General features: G+C 71.0%; 19 protein-coding genes. 11 read left to right on the top strand and 8 right to left on the bottom strand.

Annotated features, from left to right (window positions below; all coding sequences use genetic code 11):
• Positions 1–116 precede the first annotated feature (116 nt).
• From AB5G72_RS07275 to AB5G72_RS07250, 6 genes are read left to right on the top strand one after another with little or no spacing between them, the layout of a single operon-like run.
• Positions 117–1,298, top strand: a complete 1,182-nt coding sequence (locus AB5G72_RS07275) for a zinc-dependent alcohol dehydrogenase (RefSeq protein ID WP_268091977.1) — start codon at positions 117–119, stop codon at positions 1,296–1,298.
• Positions 1,295–2,119: a histidine phosphatase family protein gene (locus AB5G72_RS07270; protein WP_440221319.1), complete on the top strand. Its 825-nt coding sequence runs from the start codon at positions 1,295–1,297 to the stop codon at positions 2,117–2,119. Before AB5G72_RS07275 ends, AB5G72_RS07270 begins: the two co-directional genes overlap by 4 nt.
• Positions 2,116–3,006: an NAD(P)H-hydrate dehydratase gene (locus tag AB5G72_RS07265; RefSeq protein WP_440221318.1), complete on the top strand. Its 891-nt coding sequence runs from the start codon at positions 2,116–2,118 to the stop codon at positions 3,004–3,006. The genes AB5G72_RS07270 and AB5G72_RS07265 overlap by 4 nt, the downstream gene beginning before the upstream one ends.
• 24 nt (positions 3,007–3,030) lie before the next feature.
• On the top strand, positions 3,031–3,570 hold the full coding sequence (locus AB5G72_RS07260; RefSeq protein WP_253695960.1) for a transporter substrate-binding domain-containing protein: 540 nt from the start codon (positions 3,031–3,033) through the stop codon (positions 3,568–3,570).
• Positions 3,567–4,583, top strand: a complete 1,017-nt coding sequence (locus AB5G72_RS07255) for a cation diffusion facilitator family transporter (RefSeq protein WP_307872432.1) — start codon at positions 3,567–3,569, stop codon at positions 4,581–4,583. The genes AB5G72_RS07260 and AB5G72_RS07255 overlap by 4 nt, the downstream gene beginning before the upstream one ends.
• A 39-nt stretch (positions 4,584–4,622) precedes the next feature.
• Complete coding sequence (locus tag AB5G72_RS07250) at positions 4,623–5,147, top strand: hypothetical protein (protein WP_440221317.1); 525 nt, start codon at positions 4,623–4,625, stop codon at positions 5,145–5,147.
• Between the two features lie 64 nt (positions 5,148–5,211).
• Here the strand turns inward: AB5G72_RS07250 and AB5G72_RS07245 are convergent, their stop codons facing one another.
• The 3 genes from AB5G72_RS07245 to nadA all read right to left on the bottom strand — a co-directional run bounded on the left by AB5G72_RS07245 (position 5,212) and on the right by nadA (position 7,788).
• Entirely contained in the window at positions 5,212–5,736 is a 525-nt protein-coding gene (locus AB5G72_RS07245) for a hypothetical protein (protein ID WP_440221316.1), read from the bottom strand.
• Positions 5,737–5,800: 64 nt separating this feature from the next.
• Positions 5,801–6,706, bottom strand: a complete 906-nt coding sequence (gene nadC, locus AB5G72_RS07240) for a carboxylating nicotinate-nucleotide diphosphorylase (protein WP_067713848.1) — start codon at positions 6,704–6,706, stop codon at positions 5,801–5,803.
• The gene (gene nadA / locus AB5G72_RS07235) at positions 6,703–7,788 is read right to left on the bottom strand and encodes a quinolinate synthase NadA (RefSeq protein ID WP_440221315.1); all 1,086 of its coding nucleotides are present in this window, start codon (positions 7,786–7,788) and stop codon (positions 6,703–6,705) included. Before nadA ends, nadC begins: the two co-directional genes overlap by 4 nt.
• A 72-nt stretch (positions 7,789–7,860) precedes the next feature.
• Here nadA and AB5G72_RS07230 point away from each other — a divergent pair, with 72 nt between their 5' ends.
• Complete coding sequence (locus AB5G72_RS07230) at positions 7,861–8,565, top strand: NUDIX hydrolase (RefSeq protein ID WP_440221314.1); 705 nt, start codon at positions 7,861–7,863, stop codon at positions 8,563–8,565.
• Here the strand turns inward: AB5G72_RS07230 and AB5G72_RS07225 are convergent.
• Positions 8,534–9,172 carry a hypothetical protein gene (locus tag AB5G72_RS07225; RefSeq protein WP_182636189.1) on the bottom strand — a complete coding sequence of 213 codons (639 nt, stop codon included), beginning with the start codon at positions 9,170–9,172 and terminating at the stop codon, positions 8,534–8,536. The two genes, AB5G72_RS07230 and AB5G72_RS07225, sit on opposite strands and share 32 nt — an antisense overlap.
• Before the next feature lie 142 nt (positions 9,173–9,314).
• Between AB5G72_RS07225 and AB5G72_RS07220 the strand changes: the two genes are divergently transcribed.
• The 3 genes from AB5G72_RS07220 to treY all read left to right on the top strand — a co-directional run bounded on the left by AB5G72_RS07220 (position 9,315) and on the right by treY (position 16,176).
• On the top strand, positions 9,315–11,474 hold the full coding sequence (locus tag AB5G72_RS07220; RefSeq protein WP_440221313.1) for an acyltransferase family protein: 2,160 nt from the start codon (positions 9,315–9,317) through the stop codon (positions 11,472–11,474).
• Positions 11,475–11,578: 104 nt separating this feature from the next.
• Positions 11,579–13,723 carry a glycogen debranching protein GlgX gene (glgX, locus tag AB5G72_RS07215; protein ID WP_067713834.1) on the top strand — a complete coding sequence of 715 codons (2,145 nt, stop codon included), beginning with the start codon at positions 11,579–11,581 and terminating at the stop codon, positions 13,721–13,723.
• Positions 13,724–13,725: 2 nt separating this feature from the next.
• On the top strand, positions 13,726–16,176 hold the full coding sequence (gene treY, locus AB5G72_RS07210) for a malto-oligosyltrehalose synthase (protein WP_440221312.1): 2,451 nt from the start codon (positions 13,726–13,728) through the stop codon (positions 16,174–16,176).
• Positions 16,177–16,227: 51 nt separating this feature from the next.
• Here treY and AB5G72_RS07205 read toward each other — a convergent pair whose 3' ends face one another.
• On the bottom strand, positions 16,228–16,593 hold the full coding sequence (locus AB5G72_RS07205) for an RNA-binding S4 domain-containing protein (protein ID WP_185951772.1): 366 nt from the start codon (positions 16,591–16,593) through the stop codon (positions 16,228–16,230).
• Between the two features lie 197 nt (positions 16,594–16,790).
• Positions 16,791–17,720 (bottom strand): type IV toxin-antitoxin system AbiEi family antitoxin domain-containing protein, encoded by a 930-nt coding sequence (locus AB5G72_RS07200; RefSeq protein ID WP_440221311.1) that lies wholly within the window; start codon positions 17,718–17,720, stop codon positions 16,791–16,793.
• A gap of 406 nt (positions 17,721–18,126) precedes the next feature.
• Between AB5G72_RS07200 and AB5G72_RS07195 the strand changes: the two genes are divergently transcribed.
• Entirely contained in the window at positions 18,127–18,801 is a 675-nt protein-coding gene (locus tag AB5G72_RS07195) for a nitroreductase (protein ID WP_440221310.1), read from the top strand.
• A gap of 99 nt (positions 18,802–18,900) precedes the next feature.
• On the opposite strand, the gene AB5G72_RS07190 is transcribed toward AB5G72_RS07195, so the two are convergent.
• Both AB5G72_RS07190 and AB5G72_RS07185 read right to left on the bottom strand, forming a co-directional pair.
• Positions 18,901–19,140: a hypothetical protein gene (locus AB5G72_RS07190; RefSeq protein WP_440221309.1), complete on the bottom strand. Its 240-nt coding sequence runs from the start codon at positions 19,138–19,140 to the stop codon at positions 18,901–18,903.
• Positions 19,141–19,144: 4 nt separating this feature from the next.
• Positions 19,145–19,822, bottom strand: coding sequence for an IMPACT family protein (locus tag AB5G72_RS07185; RefSeq protein WP_440221308.1), 678 nt, complete (start codon positions 19,820–19,822; stop codon positions 19,145–19,147).
• Positions 19,823–19,862 lie beyond the last annotated feature (40 nt).

Here is a 19,862-nt window from a genome sequence, read left to right as displayed (position 1 = left end):
TCCTGAGCGTCCTGCGACCCGCGGCCCCCGGTTACCGGATGCGGACGCTGCCCTCCGTTACTACCGTCGGAGGCATGCGTGAACGCGCATGGCACGACCAGAGAGGAGCCCCGCGCATGAAGGCAGTCACCTGGCACGGCAAGCGCGACGTCCGGGTCGAGGACGTTCCTGATCCGAAGATCCAGGAGCCCACCGACGCGATCGTCAAGATCACGAGCACCAACATCTGCGGATCGGATCTACACCTGTACGAGGTGCTGGGTCCTTTCATGAACGAGGGCGACATCCTCGGCCACGAGCCCATGGGAATCGTCGAGGAGGTCGGCGCCGAGGTGACCGGGCTCAAGCCCGGGGACCGCGTGGTGATGCCCTTCCAGATCTCCTGCGGCCACTGCTACATGTGCGACAAGGGCCTGAACACCCAGTGTGAGACCACCCAGGTCCGAGACCAGGGTATGGGCGCCGCGCTGTTCGGCTATTCGGAGTTGTACGGCAGCGTCTCCGGCGGTCAGGCCGAGTACCTGCGCGTGCCGCAGGCCCAGAACACCCACATCAAGGTGCCGCACGAGCACTCCGATGACCGCTACCTCTACCTGTCCGACGTCCTTCCCACCGCGTGGCAGGCCGTCGAGTACGCCGAGATCCCCGACGGCGGCACGGTCGTCGTACTGGGCCTCGGGCCCATCGGGGACATGGCCGCGCGGATCGCCGCCCACCGTGGTCACCGTGTGATCGGCGTGGACCCGGTGGCCGAGCGCCGGGCCCGTCAGGCCCACCGGGGGGTGGAGGTCCTCGATCCGACCGACGTTCCCGGCGAGATCGGCGATGCGATCCGCGACATGACCGACGGCCGCGGGCCCGATTCCGTGATCGACGCGGTGGGGATGGAGGCGCATGGCTCGCCGATCGCCAGCGCTGCGCACGCCGCCGTCGGTCTGATGCCGAAGTTCTTCGGCAAGAAGATGATGGAGCACGCCGGGGTGGACCGCCTCGGGGCGTTCTACGGGGCGATCGACATCGTGCGCCGCGGTGGGGCCATCTCGCTCTCGGGCGTGTACGGAGGCACCGCCGATCCCATTCCGATGCTGACGTTGTTCGACAAGCAGATCACCCTGAAGATGGGCCAGGCCAACGTCAAGCGCTGGGTTCCGGAGATCATGCCGCTGCTCACCGACGACGATCCGCTGGGCGTCGACGACTTCGCCACCCACCGGCTCCCGCTGGCCGATGCGCCCCGCGCGTACGAGATGTTCCAGAAGAAGGAGGACGGCGCCGTGAAGGTGGTCCTCGAGCCGTGACGGAACTCGCCGGACTCCTCCTGGTCCGCCACGGTCAGAGCGTGGGCAATGTCGCCAACGACAACGCCCGTGCCGCCGGCGCCCATCGTCTCGAACTGGACCACCGTGATGCCGACACCCCGCTGTCGGAGTCGGGAGTGGGACAGGCTCGGGCAGTGGGCGCCTGGCTCGGCGGATTGCCCGAGGACGCCCGGCCGACGGTGTGGCTGACCTCGCCCTATCGCCGTGCGGCGGACACGGCCACGGCTGCGCTCGAGGCGGCCGGCGGCAGCGCGTCGGGCGGTCGGGCAGGTGGCACCAGGCTGCTCACCGACGAGCGACTTCGGGAGCGCGACCTGGGGATCCTCGACGGGTTCACCGGCCGGGGCATCCGGCAGCGGTACCCGGAGGAGGCCGAGCGACGGGACCGGATCGGCAAGTTCTACTACCGCCCGCCGGGTGGTGAGAGCTGGACCGACGTGTTGCTGCGCGTGCGGTACCTGCTGACGGACCTCCGGCAGCAGTACGCGGGCGAGCGGGTCTGCGTCTTCAGCCACCAGGCCGTGATCATGTGTTTCCGGGTTGCCTTGGAGCAGTTGGCCGAAGAGGAGGTCCTCCGGGTCGACCGCGAGGACCCGCTGCCCAACTGCTCGGTGACGATCTATCGCCAGCGGCAGCTCGCACCGAGGCAGCACCGCCCGGGGCGGCACGAATCGGTGGGGCACCACCCCGGCAGCGCGGGGCTCGAGCTGCATAGCTATGCCGACACGACGGCCGTGGAGCGCGGCCATGCGCCCACCACGCGGGAGTCGCCTTCAGGGAACGAGGAGGCGGCGAGATGAGCGGCGAGGTGAGCAGCGAGTCGGTCCTCACGCACCATGCGCTGCGGGACTGGGCGCTCCCCTCCCCCGGTGGTGGAAAGGAGGGCCGCGGGCGGGTGCTGGTCGTCGGTGGCAGCAGGTCCACCCCGGGCGCTGTGCTGCTGGCCGCCGAGGCGACGCTGCGGTGCGGGGCCGGCAAACTACAGATCGCGACCGCCGGGTCGGTGTCGTCGTCGCTGGCGATCCACATCCCCGAGTCGAAATCGATCGGTCTGCCCGAGGACGACGCCGGTGAACTCACCGCCGCGGGGGCGGACACGATCGTCGAGCTCGCCGAGGGGTGTGACGCCGTGGTGCTCGGCCCCGGGATCTGCGAGAAGGTCGCAGCGGTGGACTTGCTCTCGGACGTCGTGCTCCGGCTGGACACCACCCTCGTGCTGGACGCACTGGGGATGGCCTACGTCACCGAGAACCCCGGCGGGCTCGCCCACCTCGATGGTCGCGCGGTCCTCAGCCCCAACCCCAAGGAACTCGCCCGGACCCTCGACGTGCCGGAGGAGGACGTGGAGGCCGATACCCCTGGACACGCCGTCGCGCTGGCCGAGCGCGCGGGGGCCGTGGTGGTGACCGGCACCGCGACCTCGTGGATCGCCGCCCCGGACGGCCGACTCTGGCGGGACGAGACCGGTTCGTTCGGGCTGGGGATCTCGGGGTCGGGTGACGTCAAGGCCGGGCTCATCGGCGGGCTGCTCGCCCGGGGCGCCGAACCCGCCCAGGCCGCCGCGTGGGCGACCCACAGCCACGGGCGGGCAGGGGAACGATTGTCCGCCCGGATCGGTGCGACCGGCTTCCTCGCCCGCGAACTGCTGGCCGAGATCCCCGGCGTCCTGGTGGAACTCTCATCCTGAACTGCTCCACGCGGAGGGGGAATCGTGCAGGTCCGAAGCCATCTCGTCGTGCGTCGTCCGTCCCGCAGCCCGGTGTCGACGACCGCCCGCAGCGTCGTCGCCGTTGTTCTCACCTCCGCCGTCACCACCCTCGCGGCCGCATGCGGCGGACCCATACCCAAGGACACCGACGGCAGCCTCGCGCGCATCACCGACGGCGTGCTCCGGGTGGGCGTGTCGGAGAACCCACCGTGGACCGAGGTATACGACGACGGCCGCGTCGCCGGTCGGGAGGTCGACCTCGTCACCGGCTTCGCCGGAGCCCACGCTGCGGACGTCGAGTGGACGCCGGGCGCGGAGAGCGAACTGGCAATGGCGATGGCCCGCGGTGACCTCGATGTGGTCGTGGGTGGGCTGACCTCCGACTCGCCGTGGGAGAAGGAGGTCGCACTGACGAGGCCGTACACCGAGGAGGTCACCCCGGACGGGGACACCGAGAAGATGGTGATGGCCACTCCGCTCGGGGAGAACGCGCTGCTGGTGGCGTTGGAGACCTACCTCGCCGAGGCCGGGGGTGCATCGTGAGTGACGAGAGGGACAGGGGCCGGGGCGAACGCGAGGTGGCGGGCGTGGCCTCGGGGCTCGGTCGCGACGACCTGCCCGTCGAGCAGCGGGAAGCGCTGCGCCGGGCGATCCGCCTGGAGTGGGCCACCCTCGCGGTGATGACCGTGACCGTCGCCGCGGTGTACGCGGTGTCGGGTCAGTCGCAGGCGATGAAGGCCGCGTGGATCGAGGACTCGCTGTCGCTGCTCCCGCCGATCGCTTTCCTCGTGGCGATCCGGGTCTCCCGCATGCCGCCGACCGCCCGCTTCCCCTACGGCAGGCACCGCTCCGTCGGGATCGGGCACCTCGTCGCGGGGGTGGCGTTGCTCGCGATGGGGGCGTTCCTCGTCGTCGACTCCGGAACGGCTCTGCTGACCCGTGAACGCCCGCCGATGGGGGTCGTGGTGATCGGCGGGCAGGTGATCTGGTCCGGGTGGCTGATGATCGCGGTGATGGCGTTGTCCGTCATCGGGCCGCTCATCCTCGGTCGCATGAAGACCGGTCCCGCCGAGGCGCTGCACGACAAGGTGCTCTACGCCGACGCCGACATGAACCGGGCCGACTGGAAGACCGGACTGGCCACCATCGTCGGTGTGCTGGGCATCTCGCTCGGCCTGTGGTGGGCGGACGCGGTGGCGGCGCTCGTGGTGAGTGCGTCGATCGTCCGGGACGGGTGGTCAAACCTGCGCGGGGCGATCGAGGGACTCGCCGATGCGCGACCCACCCGGTTCGACGGCACGGACCCGCACCCGCTCGTGTACCGGATCGACGAACTGCTGGCGGGCGTCGACTGGGCGGATGACCACGGCGCGCGGGTACGCGACGAGGGGCACGTCTTCCACGTCGAGGCGTTCCTCGTCCCGGCCCGCGGCCGGGAGATCACCGTCGAGCGGCTCGCGGACGTGCGCCGGAGGCTGGCGGAGCTGAGCTGGAAGATCGAGGACGTGGTGGTGACGGTGGTATCGGAGGTACACGACGCCCACCGGCCCTGCTGACCGGCTGCACGTCGTCGCCCGGGCTGGCAGGCTCGGGGTATGACCTCACTCGAGACCATCCGAACCGCCATCGACACCGCGACCGAGCCCGAGGCGCCGGCGCTGGAGCGTGCCCGCATGATCATCGTGGACAAGCTCGGCGAGCGGGACAGCCTGGCGCTCGACGAGCTCGTCGAATCCGTCTGCGAGGCGTACGAGGCGCCATCGGGCGAGCCGCTGCGGCTGGTCGACGTGGATCCGTCCGCGCCCGACTCCGACACCCCGGCCCTACGGAACCTGCGCTACGCCCGGGCCGCGCGCACGGCCATCATCGACCTGCTGGACGAGGGGACGATCGTGGCCGTCGATCCCCTGCCCGGCGACGGCGAGATGGTCCGCGCCACCGGCGAGGGGGACCCTGCCTGTGGTAACCACGACGACGGCAATGACAACAACGACGACGACGAGGTCACCGCCGCCAAGGAGACCACCGACGCGGCGGCCGCGAAGGCGGGAGCCGAGGAGATCGTCCTCGCGACGGGCCCGCAGCCCGAGGGGCGGCGGTTCGCGCTCGGGGACCGCTGACCCCCGGCCGGCGGGGTCGGGGCGCGACAGGGCCGGGTGCAGGGTGGGCTACAGGGCGGGCCGACTACAGGGTGAGCGTCTCGTCCGGGTGGTCGGTGTCCTTGAGCGGCTTCTGGGCCCCGCCGGACAGGGTGGTCTCACCGATCCGGGCCTCCCGGTAGCGCTCCGCCTGGGCCTGCGTGATGGGCTCGCGGGCGCCGTCCTTGGCGTAGCAGACGGGCAGCCAGGCGCCCTCGTTGTCCAGGCGGGCGACGATGCGCTGCCGGAGCCGGAACGGCTGGATCGAGTCGGACCAGGCGACCAAGAGGTCGAGGTTCGCGCCGCGGGCGTCGGGCGTCGAGTCGGTGCTGCAGAAGTGCTGGACGCTGCGCCACACCGCGAACTGCGCGCCGGTCACCGCGAGCGGATCGACGGTCGAGGCCTTGGCCGTGCGGGCGGACCGAGTCGGCCGGGTGCTCCTGGCGGGTGCGGGCGGAGGCGGCGGCGAGGTGTTCTCCCCGGCCTCCACGCGGCGGCGGGCTTCCTCCATCCGCTGCAATCGTCGTTCCGATGCCGTGCTCTTCTCGCCTGAGTCCCAGAACCCCGTCATGGTCCTCGACTTTACGCGGACAGCGGCCCGTCGCCCGAGCCCGAAGGCGGCGGTGGGGCGGACCTCACATGTCCAGCCCCAGATCGAGCACCGCGACGGAGTGGGTCAGGCCCCCCACGGCCAGGAACTCCACCCCGCAGCGGGCGTAGTCGGCGGCCGCATCGAGGGTCAGCCCGCCGCTGGACTCCAGGCGGGTGCCCGGTGCGACCGTGTCGCGGCGCTGGACCGCGATCTGGGTCTGCCAGACGGGGAAGTTGTCCAGCAGGACCAGGTCCACGCCCGCGTCTAACATCTGGTCGAGCTGCTCCAGGGAGTCCACCTCGACCTCGCAGGGCAGGTCGGGGAAGCGCTCGCGGACCGCGGCCAACGCCGGGAGCACCCCGCCGGCGGCCACCACGTGGTTGTCCTTGACCAGCACCGCGTCGCCGAGGCCCAGTCGGTGGTTGACCCCGCCGCCGCAGCGCACCGCGTACTTCTGCAGCAGTCGCATGCCGGGCATGGTCTTGCGGGTGTCGCGGACGGCGCAGTCCGTGCCGGCGAGCTCGTCGGCCCACGCCCGGGTCGCGGTCGCCACCCCCGACAGGTGACAGACGAGGTTGAGCAGGGTCCGCTCGGCGGTGAGCAGACCGAGTGTCGGGGCGCTGATCTCGGCCACCACGTCGCCGGCCGAGACGCGGTCTCCGTCGCGGGCGTGGCGCGTCACCGAGAAATCCGCCCGCCCCGGCTCGGCCCGGCCGAGCACCTCGGCCAGGACCATCTCGATCAGCGGCAGCCCGGCCACGACGCCGTCGGATCGGGTCGCGAGGCGGGCCGTGGCACGGGCGTCCGCGGGCACCGTCGCCAGCGACGTGGCATCCGGGCCGTATCGCAGGTCCTCCTCGAGGGCACGACGGACCGCGATCAGGGCGTCCGCACGGGTGTCTGGATCGAAGAGCTCGTCGTCGTCGGCCCCGGGTGCAGCGCCGCTCACTCCCCCGACCCCGGGTTGCCGATGGCGATCATCCGCTCGACGGACCCGCGCGCGGCCTCGGCCGTCGCGGGATCGACGTTCACCTCGTCGGCACCCTCGACGAGGGCGCGCAGGAGCGCGGCCGGGGTGATCATCTTCATGTAGGGGCAGCTGGCCTGGTCGTTGACCGGCAGGAAGTCGATCTCGGGCGCGGCCTTGCGCAGCTGGTGGATCATCCCGATCTCGGTCGCCACGAGGACCTCGCTGGCCCCCGAGGCGCGGGCGGCGTCAACCATCCCTCCGGTGGACAGGATCTTGACCTGATCGGCGGGGACCGCACCCTCGGTGGCCAGGTGCAGGGCGCTCGTCGCGCACCCGCACTCGGGGTGGACGAACAGCTCGGCGCCCGGGTGGGCCTCCGACTTGGCGGTGAGCTGGTCGCCGTTGATCGCCGCGTGGACGTGGCACTCGCCCGCCCACACGAGGACGTTCTCGCGGCCCGTCTTGCGCCGGACGTGCGCACCGAGGAACTGGTCGGGAAGGAACAGCACCTCGCGGCCCGGGTCGATCGACTCGACGACCTCGACCGCATTGGAGCTCGTGCAGCAGATGTCGGTGAGGGCCTTCACCGCGGCGGTGGTGTTGACGTAGGAGACCACCACGGCGTCCGGGTGCTCGGACTTCCACTCGGCCAACTGCTCGGCGGTGATGGAATCGGCCAGTGAGCAGCCCGCGGCCTCGTCGGGGATGAGGACGGTCTTTTCCGGGGAGAGGATCTTGGCGGTCTCCGCCATGAAGTGGACGCCGCAGAAGATGATGGTCGACTGCTCGGCCTCCGCGGCGATGCGCGACAGGGCCAGGGAGTCCCCCACGTGGTGGGCGATGTCCTGGATGGCGGGGACCTCGTAGTTGTGGGCGAGGATCACCGCGTCGCGCTCGGCGGCGAGGCGGCGGATCTCGGCGGCCCACTCCGCGTCGGGCTCGACACCCGTGTACACCGAGCCGTCATGGCGGATCCTCGCGGCCAGGGGCGAGTCGAGCCGCCCGACGGTGGTGTCCGGCCGCGGCGCGACCGTGGTGCCGTGTCCTGTGGCAGTGCTCATCGCTGCCCCCTCCCGGGTCGTTTCTCCGGGCCGATACGCCACCGGCCCCGTTTTCGACTTACAATCGAAAACATGATGCAGTGTAACACCGGTCACGAGGTGCTCGTCGTGGTGACCCAGGTCCGGCCGACCCCCGGCTCCCCCGCACCGGCGCTCCACGTGATGCTGTGGCAGCACTCGCTCGGGCCGGCCGCCGGCCGGTGGGCGCTACCCGGCGGTGAGGTCCGCGACGACGAGGACCTGCCCGCCTCCGCCACCCGGCAGCTCGCCGAGAAGGTCGACGTGCGCTCGCTCAGCCACCTGGAATCGGTCGCGGAATTCTCGGACCCCGCCCGCATACCCGGCCGGCGCGTGTTCGCCTCCGGATTCCTCGGTGTCCTGCCCAGCGATGCGGATCCCGCCATCCCCGACGACACCGCCTGGTTCCGGGTCGACCATCTCCCCGACACCGTCTACGACCACGCCGAGATCGTCGCCCGCGCCCGCGCCCGCCTCGCCGCCAAGCTCTCGTATTCCACCCTGGGGTTCGCCCTGGCGCCCGTGGAGTTCACGCTGTCGCACCTCGCGCAGCTCTACGGCGCCGCCCTCGGCCACCCGGTGGACCCGACCAACCTCCAGCGCGTCCTGACCCGCCGCGGTGAGCTCGTGCGGTGCGGACGCAGCGCTCCCCCCGGGCCCACGGGCGGCCGGCCGGCGGCGCTGTACACGTTCGCAGAACGGCGCCTCCGGATCACCGACCAGTTCGCTACGCTGCGGCCGCCGGCGGGGGTGGGCTGACGGGTGCCTCGGGGTCGTCGAGGTACGCCAGCACCGCCACCGTGAACGCCGCGATCATCACCCCGAACACCACCCAGTCGAGACCCGGCGGGAACCAGTCCCATGACGGGCCGGACGTGCCGAAGACCATGCGGTCGAAGAACAGACTCCCGACCGCCGGAGCCTGCCGGACCACCTCGCCGTAGGGGACGTCATCCGGGGGCGCCGCGACCACGTCTGCCAGAGGCGTCGCGGCCGCAGCCGCGATCGCGCAGGCCACACCCGGCAGCAGCACGAGCGCCGGGACGCCATCCGGCCGCCGCAGGTGCGGGTGACGCCGCCACAGGACCATGACCGCACACACGGTCGCGAACCCCGACAGGACGATGAACACGAGCAGCTGACTGCCACCGTCCACCCCCGAGTCCGGTAGCCGGAGTCCCCGGCCGTCACCGACCGACAACAGCTCCGCCCGGGGCGCCGCGACGATCCACAGCAGCAGCGCGACCACGAACGGGCCCACCACGCCGAGCAGGGTCGACGCCGCGAATCGGGCCGCACCGCCGCGGTGCGGGGCCGTGGTCGACGACGGCGGGGACGACGATGTCGACGACGACGGGCTGGTCATGCGCACGGACTGTACCAACGCCGGTGGTGCCGACCCGTTGTGGTGTAATCGGACCCGGCTCCGCCGGTGTACGGCACGGTGCCCGGACGCCGGGCCGGGCCCCCACCGACCCACCGGACGACACGTCAGGAAGTACCCGCCAGTGGCCACCATCTCTCCTCCCGCGCCCGCTGGGCGGCGCCGCGGGAAGATGGCCTACCGACACGACATCGACGGGTTGCGTGGCCTCGCGATCGCGCTGGTGGTGGTCTTCCACATCTGGATGGGCCGCGTCTCCGGCGGCGTGGACGTCTTCCTCACCCTGTCCGGCTTCTTCTTCCTCGGTTCGCTCCTGCGCGGCGCCGGCGACCCCGGCACACCGCTCTCCCCGCTTCCCCACCTGAAGCGGCTGGTCCGCAGGCTGTACCCGGCGCTGGTGGTGACGATCGCCGCCACGGTGTTGGGCACGGTGCTCATCAAGCCGCCCACCCAATGGTCGACGATCTTCGAGCAGACCGTCGCCTCGCTGCTGTACTACCAGAACTGGGAACTGGCGCTGACCGCGTCCGACTACGCCGCCGCCGACGCGACCATCTCCCCGCTGCAGCACCTGTGGTCCATGTCCGTGCAGGGCCAGTTCTATGTGGTCGCCCTGGCGGTGATCCTGGGCGGGACCGCCCTCTGGCGCCTGATCGTCCGCAGGGGCACTCCGAAATGGCTTCTCGTGGGCATCGTCGCCGCGGGCACCGCCGCCTCGGTGTGGTGGGCCGTCCTCGGACAGGCCGACAATCAGGCGTGGAACTACTACGACACCGGCGCCCGCATGTGGGAACTGCTCATCGGCGGCCTGGTGGCCATCCTGCTGGCCGGAATCGTCCTGCCGTGGCCCCTGCGGCTACTCACCACCGTCGCCGGACTCTTCCTGGTGGTGAGCACCGGCTTCTTCTTCGACGGCGCCGCCCACTTCCCCGGCCCGCTCGCCTGGTACCCCATCGGCGGCGCCCTGCTCATCATCCTCGGCGGCAACCTCCCGGTCGGGCAGCGCGCCACCCCGGCCAAGGACCCCGTCACCTGGCTCCTGTCCGGACGGGTGTTCCGGCGGCTCGGCGACATCTCCTACTCGCTGTACCTGTGGCACTGGCCGCTGCTCATCCTGTGGCTGTCCCACGACCGCGAAGCCGAGATCACGCTGGTCTCCGGCCTGACCATCATCGTCGTCTCGCTCGTGCTGGCGCTCCTCACCGAGAAGTACGTCGAGCGCCCGCTCCGCATGGCCAGCCGGGCGCGGGGACGCACCACCCCGGCGGCGGCGGCACGCGACCGGCAGCGGGGCGGCCCGGCCCGTTCGGCCCGTGAGCAGAAGCGATTCGTGGGGGCGAGTGTCGTCGTCGTCGTCGCCGTCGTTGCCAGCCTGGGGACCGTCGGCTGGTGGAGCGCCACCTCCGGCTCCCGTTCGTCCGTCCCGTACGTCGACTCCCTCACCGACCCGGACCACCCCGGAGCGCGGGCGTTCTTCGAGGGCGTCCCCGCACCCGACGACGCCCCCTACGTACCCTCCCTGCTCCAGGTCGGCAATGACCTCCCCGCCAGCACCATGGACGGCTGCATCTCGACCTTCGAGTCGACGGAGGTCGAGATGTGCGTGTACGGCGACGTCACCTCCCCCCGCACCATCGCACTCACGGGCGGGTCGCACGCCGAACACTGGATCAGCGGCCTCGACGAGGTCGGCCGGCATTACGGCTTCCGGGTGGTCACCGTCCTCAAGATGGGCTGCCCCCTCACGCTCGACGCCTCGGTCTCCGACGGCGATGAACCGCTGTACGAGAGCTGCGCGGAGTGGACCCCGGAGGCACTCGCCGCCCTCGTCGGACTGGATCCCGACTTCGTGTTCACCACGGCCACGCGCCCGGTCGGGGTCGTGGGCCCCGACGTCACGCCGCGCCAATACGTCGACCTGTGGCGCGCGCTCGGCGAGCAGGGCATCGGCGTCATCGCCATCCGCGACACCCCGTGGCTCAACCAGGGACGCGGACCCATCCGCGCCAGCGACTGCCTCGGCGCCGGCGGCACCCCGGAAGAGTGCGGCATGCCGCGGGAGCGGTCCATCTCCCCCATCAACCCCGCCGCGATCGCCGCCGCGGGCCTCGACTCGGTTCGGCTGCTCGACCTCACCGACGGCCTGTGCGACCCCGAGGACTGCCCCGCCGTGGTCGGCAACGTGATCGTCTACCACGACTCCCACCACCTCTCGGGTTCGTGGGTCCGGTCCGCCTCCGGGGAGCTGGCGCGTCAGCTGGGGCCCGCGACCGGCTGGTGGTGATGGGCTGGTGGTTGTGATGGGCTGGTGGTGATGGGGACAGCCTGTGACCCGCCTCCGCCTGCACGGCCACGTCCGGACGGCCCTCAGGCACTACCCTGGGTCGGGTGACCCAAGACGACGAGACGCAGTCCGCCCCAGAGCTCATCCGAGCCTGGCCCGGTACCCCCTACCCGCTGGGGGCCACCTACGACGGCACCGGCACGAACTTCTCCCTGTTCTCGGAGGTCGCCGAGCGCGTGGAGCTCTGCCTGATCGACGACGACGGCGGCGAACAGCGCATCGAGCTCGTCGAGGTCGACTACCACATCTGGCACTGCTACCTGTTCGGCGTGACGCCCGGTCAGCGGTACGGGTTCCGCGTCCACGGTCCGTACGAACCCTCCGACGGGCTGCGGTGTGACGCGTCCAAGCTGCTCATGGACCCGTACGGCAAGGCCTTCGACGGCTCCTTCGACGGGGACCCGAGTTTGCACAGTTACGACCTCGACAACCCGGACGAGCGCAACACCGACGACTCCCTCGGGCACACCATGACCACCGTCGTGATCAACCCGTACTTCGACTGGGGCAACGACCGCGCCCCCGGGCACGAGTACCACAACACGGTGATCTACGAGGCGCACGTCAAGGGCATGACCGCGACGCACCCGGACATCCCCGCCGAGATGCGCGGCACCTACGCGGGGATGGCCCACCCGGCGATCATCGACTACCTCACCGACCTGGGCGTCACCGCGATCGAGCTCATGCCGGTGCACCAGTTCATGCAGGACCAACGACTCATCGACATGGGCCTGCGCAACTACTGGGGCTACAACAGCTTCGGATTCCTGGCGCCCCACAACGAGTACGCGTTCTCCGACCGGCCCGGCGACGCGGTCAGCGAGTTCAAGGCCATGGTCAAGGCCTTCCACGAAGCCGATATCGAGGTGATCCTCGACGTGGTCTACAACCACACCGCCGAGGGCAACCACATGGGCCCCACCATCGGCTTCCGCGGTATCGACAACCAGGCCTACTACCGGCTGGTCGAGGGCGACGAGCAGCACTACATGGACTACACGGGCACCGGGAACACGCTCAACGTCCGGCACCCGCACTCCCTGCAGCTCATCATGGACTCGCTGCGCTACTGGATCCTCGACATGCACGTCGACGGTTTCCGCTTCGACCTCGCCTCCGCCCTGGCCCGCGGCCTGCACGACGTCGACCGGCTGTCCTCGTTCTTCGACCTCGTCCAGCAGGACCCCATCGTCAGCCAGGTCAAGCTCATCGCCGAACCCTGGGACGTCGGCGAGGGCGGCTACCAGGTGGGCAACTTCCCACCGCTGTGGACCGAGTGGAACGGCCAGTTCCGCGACACGGTGCGCGACTTCTGGCGCGGCGAGCCCGCGACCCTGGGCGAGTTCGCCTCGCGACTGACCGGGTCCTCGGACCTGTACGAGCACACCGGTCGTCGTCCCAACGCGTCGATCAACTTCGTCACCGCCCACGACGGGTTCACGCTCAACGACCTGGTGAGCTACAACGAGAAGCACAACGACGCCAACGGTGAGGACGGCAACGACGGCGAGAGCCACAACCGCTCCTGGAACTGCGGGGTCGAGGGCCCCACCGACGACCCCGAGATCGTCCAGCTGCGCCACCGCCAGCGGCGCAACCTCCTCACCACGTTGATCCTGTCGCAGGGCACGCCGATGATCGCCCACGGCGACGAGATCGCCCGCACCCAGGGCGGCAACAACAACGTCTACTGCCAGGACAACGAGATCTCCTGGATGGACTGGGACCTGGACGAGGAGAAGCAGGACCTCCTGGATTTCACCCGGAACCTGGTCCAGCTGCGCAAGGACCACCCCGTGTTCCGTCGCCGCCGGTTCTTCGGCTCCCCGCTGCGGGGTGAGGAGGAACCGCAGGACATCGGGTGGTTCACCCCGGAGGGCTCGGAGATGACCAGCAAGGACTGGGACTCCGGGTTCGGAAAGTCCATGGCCGTGTACCTCAACGGTGAGGGGATCCACGAGCCGGACGTGCGCGGTCAGCGGATCGTGGACGATTCGTTCCTCATGCTGTTCAACGCCCACCACGAGCCCATCGAGTTCTCCCTGCTCGGCGCCGACTACGCCGAGAAGTGGGAGGTCGTCCTCGACACCGCCGACCATCTCGAGGAGCGCGCGGACGAGTTGAGCTCGGACGGCACCATCACCGTGGCCGACCGCGGCACGATCGTGCTGCGCAAGGTCAGCTGAGCATGGCCGCCGAGGACGAGACAGGGACCGGGGCCGGGCCGAGCCGGGGCGCCGCGCTGGCGAGCACCTACCGCCTCCAGCTGCGCACCCCCGCCTCGGACCCCGACGGCCGAGGCTTCACCCTGGCCGACGCCGAGGAGCTCATGCCCTACCTGGCCGACCTCGGCGTGGGCGCGGTGTACCTCTCGCCCGTCATGACCGCCACGCCCGGCTCCACCCACGGCTACGACGTCGTCGACCCCACCACCGTCTCGGCCGAACTCGGCGGGATCGACGCACTGCGCTCCCTACGGGCGGCGTGCCGGGCCCACGAGCTGGGCCTGGTGGTGGACATCGTCCCGAACCACCTCGGTGTGGACGAGCCGGCCGCCAACCCGTGGTGGTGGGACTCGCTGAGGCGGGGCCCCGACTCGCCGCACTTCTCGTTCTTCGACTTCGACACCGAGGAGGCGAACGGGGCCGACGGCAGGATCGCGATCCCCGTCCTGGGGACACCGGACGATGTGGCGGACCTCGTCGTCGTCGCCCCCGGAGGCTCCCCCTCCGGCGAGGCCGAGCTGCACTTCTACGACCACCGGTTCCCGGTGGCCCCCGGCACCGGGGACGGCACCGCCCGGGAGGTCCACGACCGCCAGCACTACCGGCTCGTCCACTGGCGCGAACCGTTGCTGGGCTACCGGCGGTTCTTCACCGTCACCGGGCTCGCCGGGCTGCGCCAGGAGGACCCCGAGGTCTTCGAGGCCACCCACGCCGAGGTGCGGCGCTGGTGCGAGGAGGACCTCGTCGACGCCATCCGCGTCGACCACCCCGACGGACTGTCCGACCCGGTCGGGTACGCGCGACGGCTGCGGGCACTCGCCGGCGACGACCGCGTCCTGCTGGTCGAGAAGATCCTCGCGCCCGGTACCGAATCGACCCCACCCGAGGTCCTCGAACCCGCCATGCCCGTCGACGGCACCACCGGCTACGACGCCCTGCGATTCATCGATCAGCTGCTCGTCGACGCCTCCGGCGAGGCCCGGCTGTCCGAGCTCGCCCGGCGCTACACCGGCGACCCCGGTGACGAGGAGCAGGTGCACGCGCAGTCCGCCGAGCTCAAACGGCAGATCGTGGCGGAGGACCTGGCTCCCGAGCTCGCGAGGTTGGCGCGCGCGGTTCGTCGCGAGGTGGCGGTCGGGCTGGACGGCCCGGCGAGCGACGACGTCGACGAGGCCGCCCTCCGGGAGACGCTGATCTCCGTCGTCGCGCGCACGCCGTTCTACCGGGCCGACTACCCCGTCCTGCGCGGCACCCTGCCCACGATCCTGGGGGGACTGCGCCGCGACCGGCCCGAACTGGTGCCCGCCCTGGGGCTCGTGGCCGCAGCACTGGCCCGCGGCGGCGAGGCCTCGACCCGGCTCGCGCAGGTCACCGGCGCCGCCACCGCCAAGGCCGAGGAGGACCGGCTGTTCTACCGGCTCGCGCGACTGGTCTCGCTCAACGAGGTCGGCGGCTCGCCCGGCCGGATGGGGATGCCCGTCGAGGCGTTCCACCTCGCCATGGCCGAACGGGCCCGCTCCACCCCGCTGGCGATGACGGCGCTGAGCACCCACGACACCAAGCGCGGAGAGGACGTCCGCGGCCGGATCTCGGTGCTCTCGCAGCTCCCCGACGAGTGGGCCGACCTCGTCACGCGCGTGTTCGACGAGTTCCCGCCGCCCGCCGAGGACGCGGGCTACTTCCTCCTCCAGGTGATCGTGGGCGTCTGGCCCGAGCTGGGCGGGCCCACAGACGACCTGCGGTCGCGCCTGCACGACTACGCCGACAAGGCCCTGCGTGAGGCCGCCGTGCACACCACCTGGACCGATCAGGACGCCGACTTCGAGTCCGGTGTGCACCGGTGGATCGACACGCTGATCGACTCCGGCGGCGGGCTGCTGGGGCCGTTCGTCGAGCGCATCGCCCCGGCCGGCCGCGACAACTCGCTGGTCGCCAAGGCCGTGCAGTTGCTCGGCCCCGGCATCCCGGACGTCTACCAGGGCACGGAGGTGTGGGAGGACTCCCTCGTCGACCCGGACAACCGCCGGTTCGTGGACTACGGGCCACTGCGCTCCGGCGCCGTCGCCCGTGCGGGACACCCCAAATTCGTGCTGGTCCGCGAGCTGCTGCGGTTGCGGCGGGCGCATCCGGAGGCCCTGACCGGCGGGGCGTACGTGCCGCTGCCCGTGCAGGGGCCCGCCGCCTCGGACGTGGTGGCGTTCACCCGGTCCGTCGACGGACGGCCGGCGGTCGGCATGATCGCGCGGCGGCGCACCGCGGTGCTGCCCGCCGAGGAGTTCACCGGGTCCGTGGTGCTGCTACCGCAGGGGACCTGGGCGGTCCGCCCGGACGGGACGCCGATCTCGGGCCGCGTCGATCTCGGCGAGTTGCTGAGCGAGTCGGCGGTCGTGGTGGTCGTCCGCGAGGGCGGCTGACCGGCGTACCTGCGGGGCGCGAGGGCACGGCGGCACGGGGGCATGGGGCCCTCAGTCGCGGCCCAGCAGTCGGTCGGTCTCGCGGCGCTCCCGCTTGGTGGGCCGCCCGGCTCCCCGCTCCCGCCGCGGCTGGGAGGCCAGGACCTCCTTGGGCGGCGGCGGGGGCGAGTGATCGATGTAGCAGGTCGCGGCCACCGGGGCACCGACCCGCTTGTTGATGGTCGTCACCACCTCGAGAATGCGGACCCGCCCCAGTGCGCCGGTGATCTGCACTCGGTCGCCGGGAACGACGGGCTTCGACGGCTGCACCGCTTCGCCGTTAACCTTGATGTGCCCGCCACGGCAGGCGGCCGCCGCCTTGGTCCGCGACGGGAACAACCGCACCGACCACGTCCACGCGTCCACCCGAACACTCATGGGGCCGAGGATAGCCGCGACGTGCCCGCAACCTGACCTCTCGGATTCCGACTCACCTGCGGGGCCCCACGGGTCAGGCAGAAGGACACAGGTCAGTCGGGATGGCTTGTCGCGAAGGGCCGGGCGGGTGAGACGGGTGCGGCTGGCCGAGGCAGGACCGTTCCGTGATTCCCCGGTTCACTCCGCCTGTCCTCGGCTCACGCGGCGGCCGGGTAGAGGACTCTCCGAATCCGCTCGGCGAGAAGGCGCGGTTGTTCAAGATCCGCCCACCGCCAGTGCAGGACCCGATAGCCGAGGGCCAGCAACTCGGCGTCGCGGTCTTTCTCGCGCGCGAGTCGGCGTCTGAGTTCGGGCCCGTCCGCACCGTCGAAGTACTTGCCGAAACCATCGCATTCCCCGATCACCCCGAACTCACGCCACAAGAAGTCCACCCGGGCGATGCGATTGCCGTGGGTGTCGAATATGTTCGCCTGGGTCTCCGGCGTGGGCAGCCCGTGATCGAGGAACGTCAGACGGCTCAGCGTCTCCGCCACGCTCTCACTCCGACTGTCGACCAGGCTCAACGCCGCCCGAGCTCTCTTGACCCCCATTCGTCCCGAGGCCTGCTGCAACGCGAGTTCCACATCCGGGTCGGTGACAAGTCCACGGTTCCCGGCGGCGTCCGCGACCGCCACCGCAGCGTCCCTTCCCGTCGACAGCGCGACATCCACCAGAGTCCTCGGCGCGGTCGTCACATGCAGCCCGTCGATTCTGGTGACGTCCTCGTCGTCGAGCCTTCCCGTGTGGTGCGTGACCAGACGCGACGTACGGCTGCGGCCCTTGTCACCCGGAGCCGAGGTGGTGACCCGCCGCAGTGGCAGACCCCATCCAGGCAACCCGTGCACCAGAGCGGCAGACGAGTGGGAGAACACGGGCGAGTCCAGGGCGGCATCCGCCGCCAACACCGCCAGCAGGTGACGGGACTCCCGGGGCAGCTCCTTGGCGGTGCCCTCCACATAGAACCCGGGGCGCAGCCTGACCAGTTCTCCGGAGGCCACCGATCGGCTGAGCGACTGGCTGGAGATGCCCCGGCCGACTAATTCGTCGGTCGTCATCACCATCTGACGGAGTTCGCTGATCTCGTGCACACGCTGATGATCACCGAGTCACCGCGCTGGACCGGGGTCCGGACGCCTGATTCCTGCTCGCCTGTGGAGGCGGCAGCGGTTGTGGATAACGGGCACCGCCGCCCCCGTTGGACCTCCGCCCTGCGAGCGGCGCCTTCCGAGAGCGCGGACGACGCATCTTGACCTGTCCGATTCCGTCTCACCTGCGGGATCCCTCGGGTCCGGCAGAATCACTCAGGTCAGTCGATGGTCCCCTGGTCCCGTGGCTCTGGTTGTGCTCGGCGGCGGCGGGGAGGTGCAGGTGCGGGTGCCGGTGGGGCTGGAGAGGCAGCCGTGTCAGCGCCGGCGGTTACAGCCCCTGCCAAGCCCGCCGGGGGCCCGTGCGAGACTGGGCTCACACTTTGGAACGAGTTCCTCTGGAGGGCCCATGACCGACGCCGCCGCCACGCTCGAGCAGATCCTCGACGGCCGCAACAGCTGCCGAGGGTTCACCTCCGAGCCGGTTCCGGAGGAGACGATCGACCGGATCTTCCGGATGGCCCAGCGCACGGCGTCGTGGTGCAACTCGCAGGCCTGGCAGGTGGAGCTGGTGACGGGGCAGGCAACGGCCGCGTTCGGCAAGCACCTCACCGACCACGTGCTCTCCAGCGACATGAGCTCGGATTTTCCTGCGCCGGAGCGGTATGACGGCGTGTATGGCGATCGCCGCCGGGCGAGCGGCTTCGGGCTCTACTCGGCGCTCGGCATCGAGCGGTCGGACAAGGACGCGCGGCTTCGTCAGATGCTGGAGAACTACCGCTTCTTCGGCGCCCCGCACGTCGCGGTGATCACCTCGGACGCGGGCCTCGGCACGTACGGCGCGGTGGACTGCGGCGGTTATGTGTCGACGTTCCTCGCGGCGGCCACGTCGCTGGGCGTCGCGACGTGCGCCCAGGCCGCGATCGCGCTGTACTCGGATGCGGTCCGTGAGCACCTGCACATCCCCGAGGACCGGCTCATCGTGTGCGGGATCGCGTTCGGTTTCGCCGACGCTGACCACCCTGCCAACACGTTCCGGGCCGAGCGCGCCGACCTGTCCGACGTGGTGCGCCGCCACGGTTGATCCGGGCTCGGCTGCGGCGGGCTCGCCTGATCCGGGCTCGGCTGAGCCGTCGCCGCGACTGCGCCCACCCGGGCCGCAGCCGGATCAGCACGGCTCGCGTCAGTACAGTTCGCGCTTCTGGTCGTTCTTGCCGGAGATGGCCTTGCGGACCTTGTTGCCGTTGTAGATCGCCACGATGGCGGCCACGATCACCACGACGATCATCGCCTCAGCCGCGAACAGCGCGATCGGCAGCGACACGGCCGTCACGCCCAGAGCGATAGCGGTGGTGCGCGCATCCTTGCGGACCTGCTGCTTCTGTTGTTCGATCGAGTTCGGCTGGTAGGGCTGCATGCTCATGTAGTCAGGATTCCACATCCCGGCGAACTGCCGCGTTCTCGGTGGTGGCCACCCCGGCGGTCTCCCACTCGACCCCGCCGGAGGTGCGCGCGGCCAGGATCGGCCCGACCACGTCCAGTTCGCCCGCCACGGTCAACCGCACGCGCCGGCCGTAGTCGACATCCATCACCCGGGCCCCGGCGGAGCGCAGTGCCCCCTCGAGACCGCCGGCCACCGAGTGGTCGACCTCGGCCGTCCACGCGGGGGTGCGGGTCACCTCCGCCACGCGACGGTCCCGCCACGCGGCGTCGACCGCCCCGGACACCGCCGCCGAGTAGGCCCGCGCCAGCCCGCCGGTGCCCAGCTTGGTGCCGCCGAACCACCGGACCACGACCGCGCACACCCCGGTGAGGCCACGTCCCCGCAGCACGTCCAACATGGGGGTGCCGGCGGTGCCGGAGGGTTCACCGTCGTCGCTTGACCGCTCGATTCGGCTGGCCCGGGGAACGTCCACGATGAAGGCACTGCAGTGGTGGCGAGCCGACGGGTGCGCCGCCCGGAGTTCGGCGATCAGGGCGCGGGCGTCCTCCTCGTCGTCGCACCGTCTCAGCACGGCCACGAACCTGGAGCGTTTCTCCTCGTACTCCCCCGTCACGTCCGGTCCGGCGGTGAGCCGGAGCACGCGGGCCGGGGACTCTGTCATGGCCCCAGTATCGCCGTCGGTCGTTGATGCGCGCAGTTCG

This window comes from Dietzia sp. MNB45 (assembly GCF_051994785.1).
GTDB classification, from domain to species: Bacteria; Actinomycetota; Actinomycetes; order Mycobacteriales; family Mycobacteriaceae; genus Dietzia; species Dietzia kunjamensis.
This window is presented reverse-complemented; position numbering and strand designations above follow the sequence as displayed.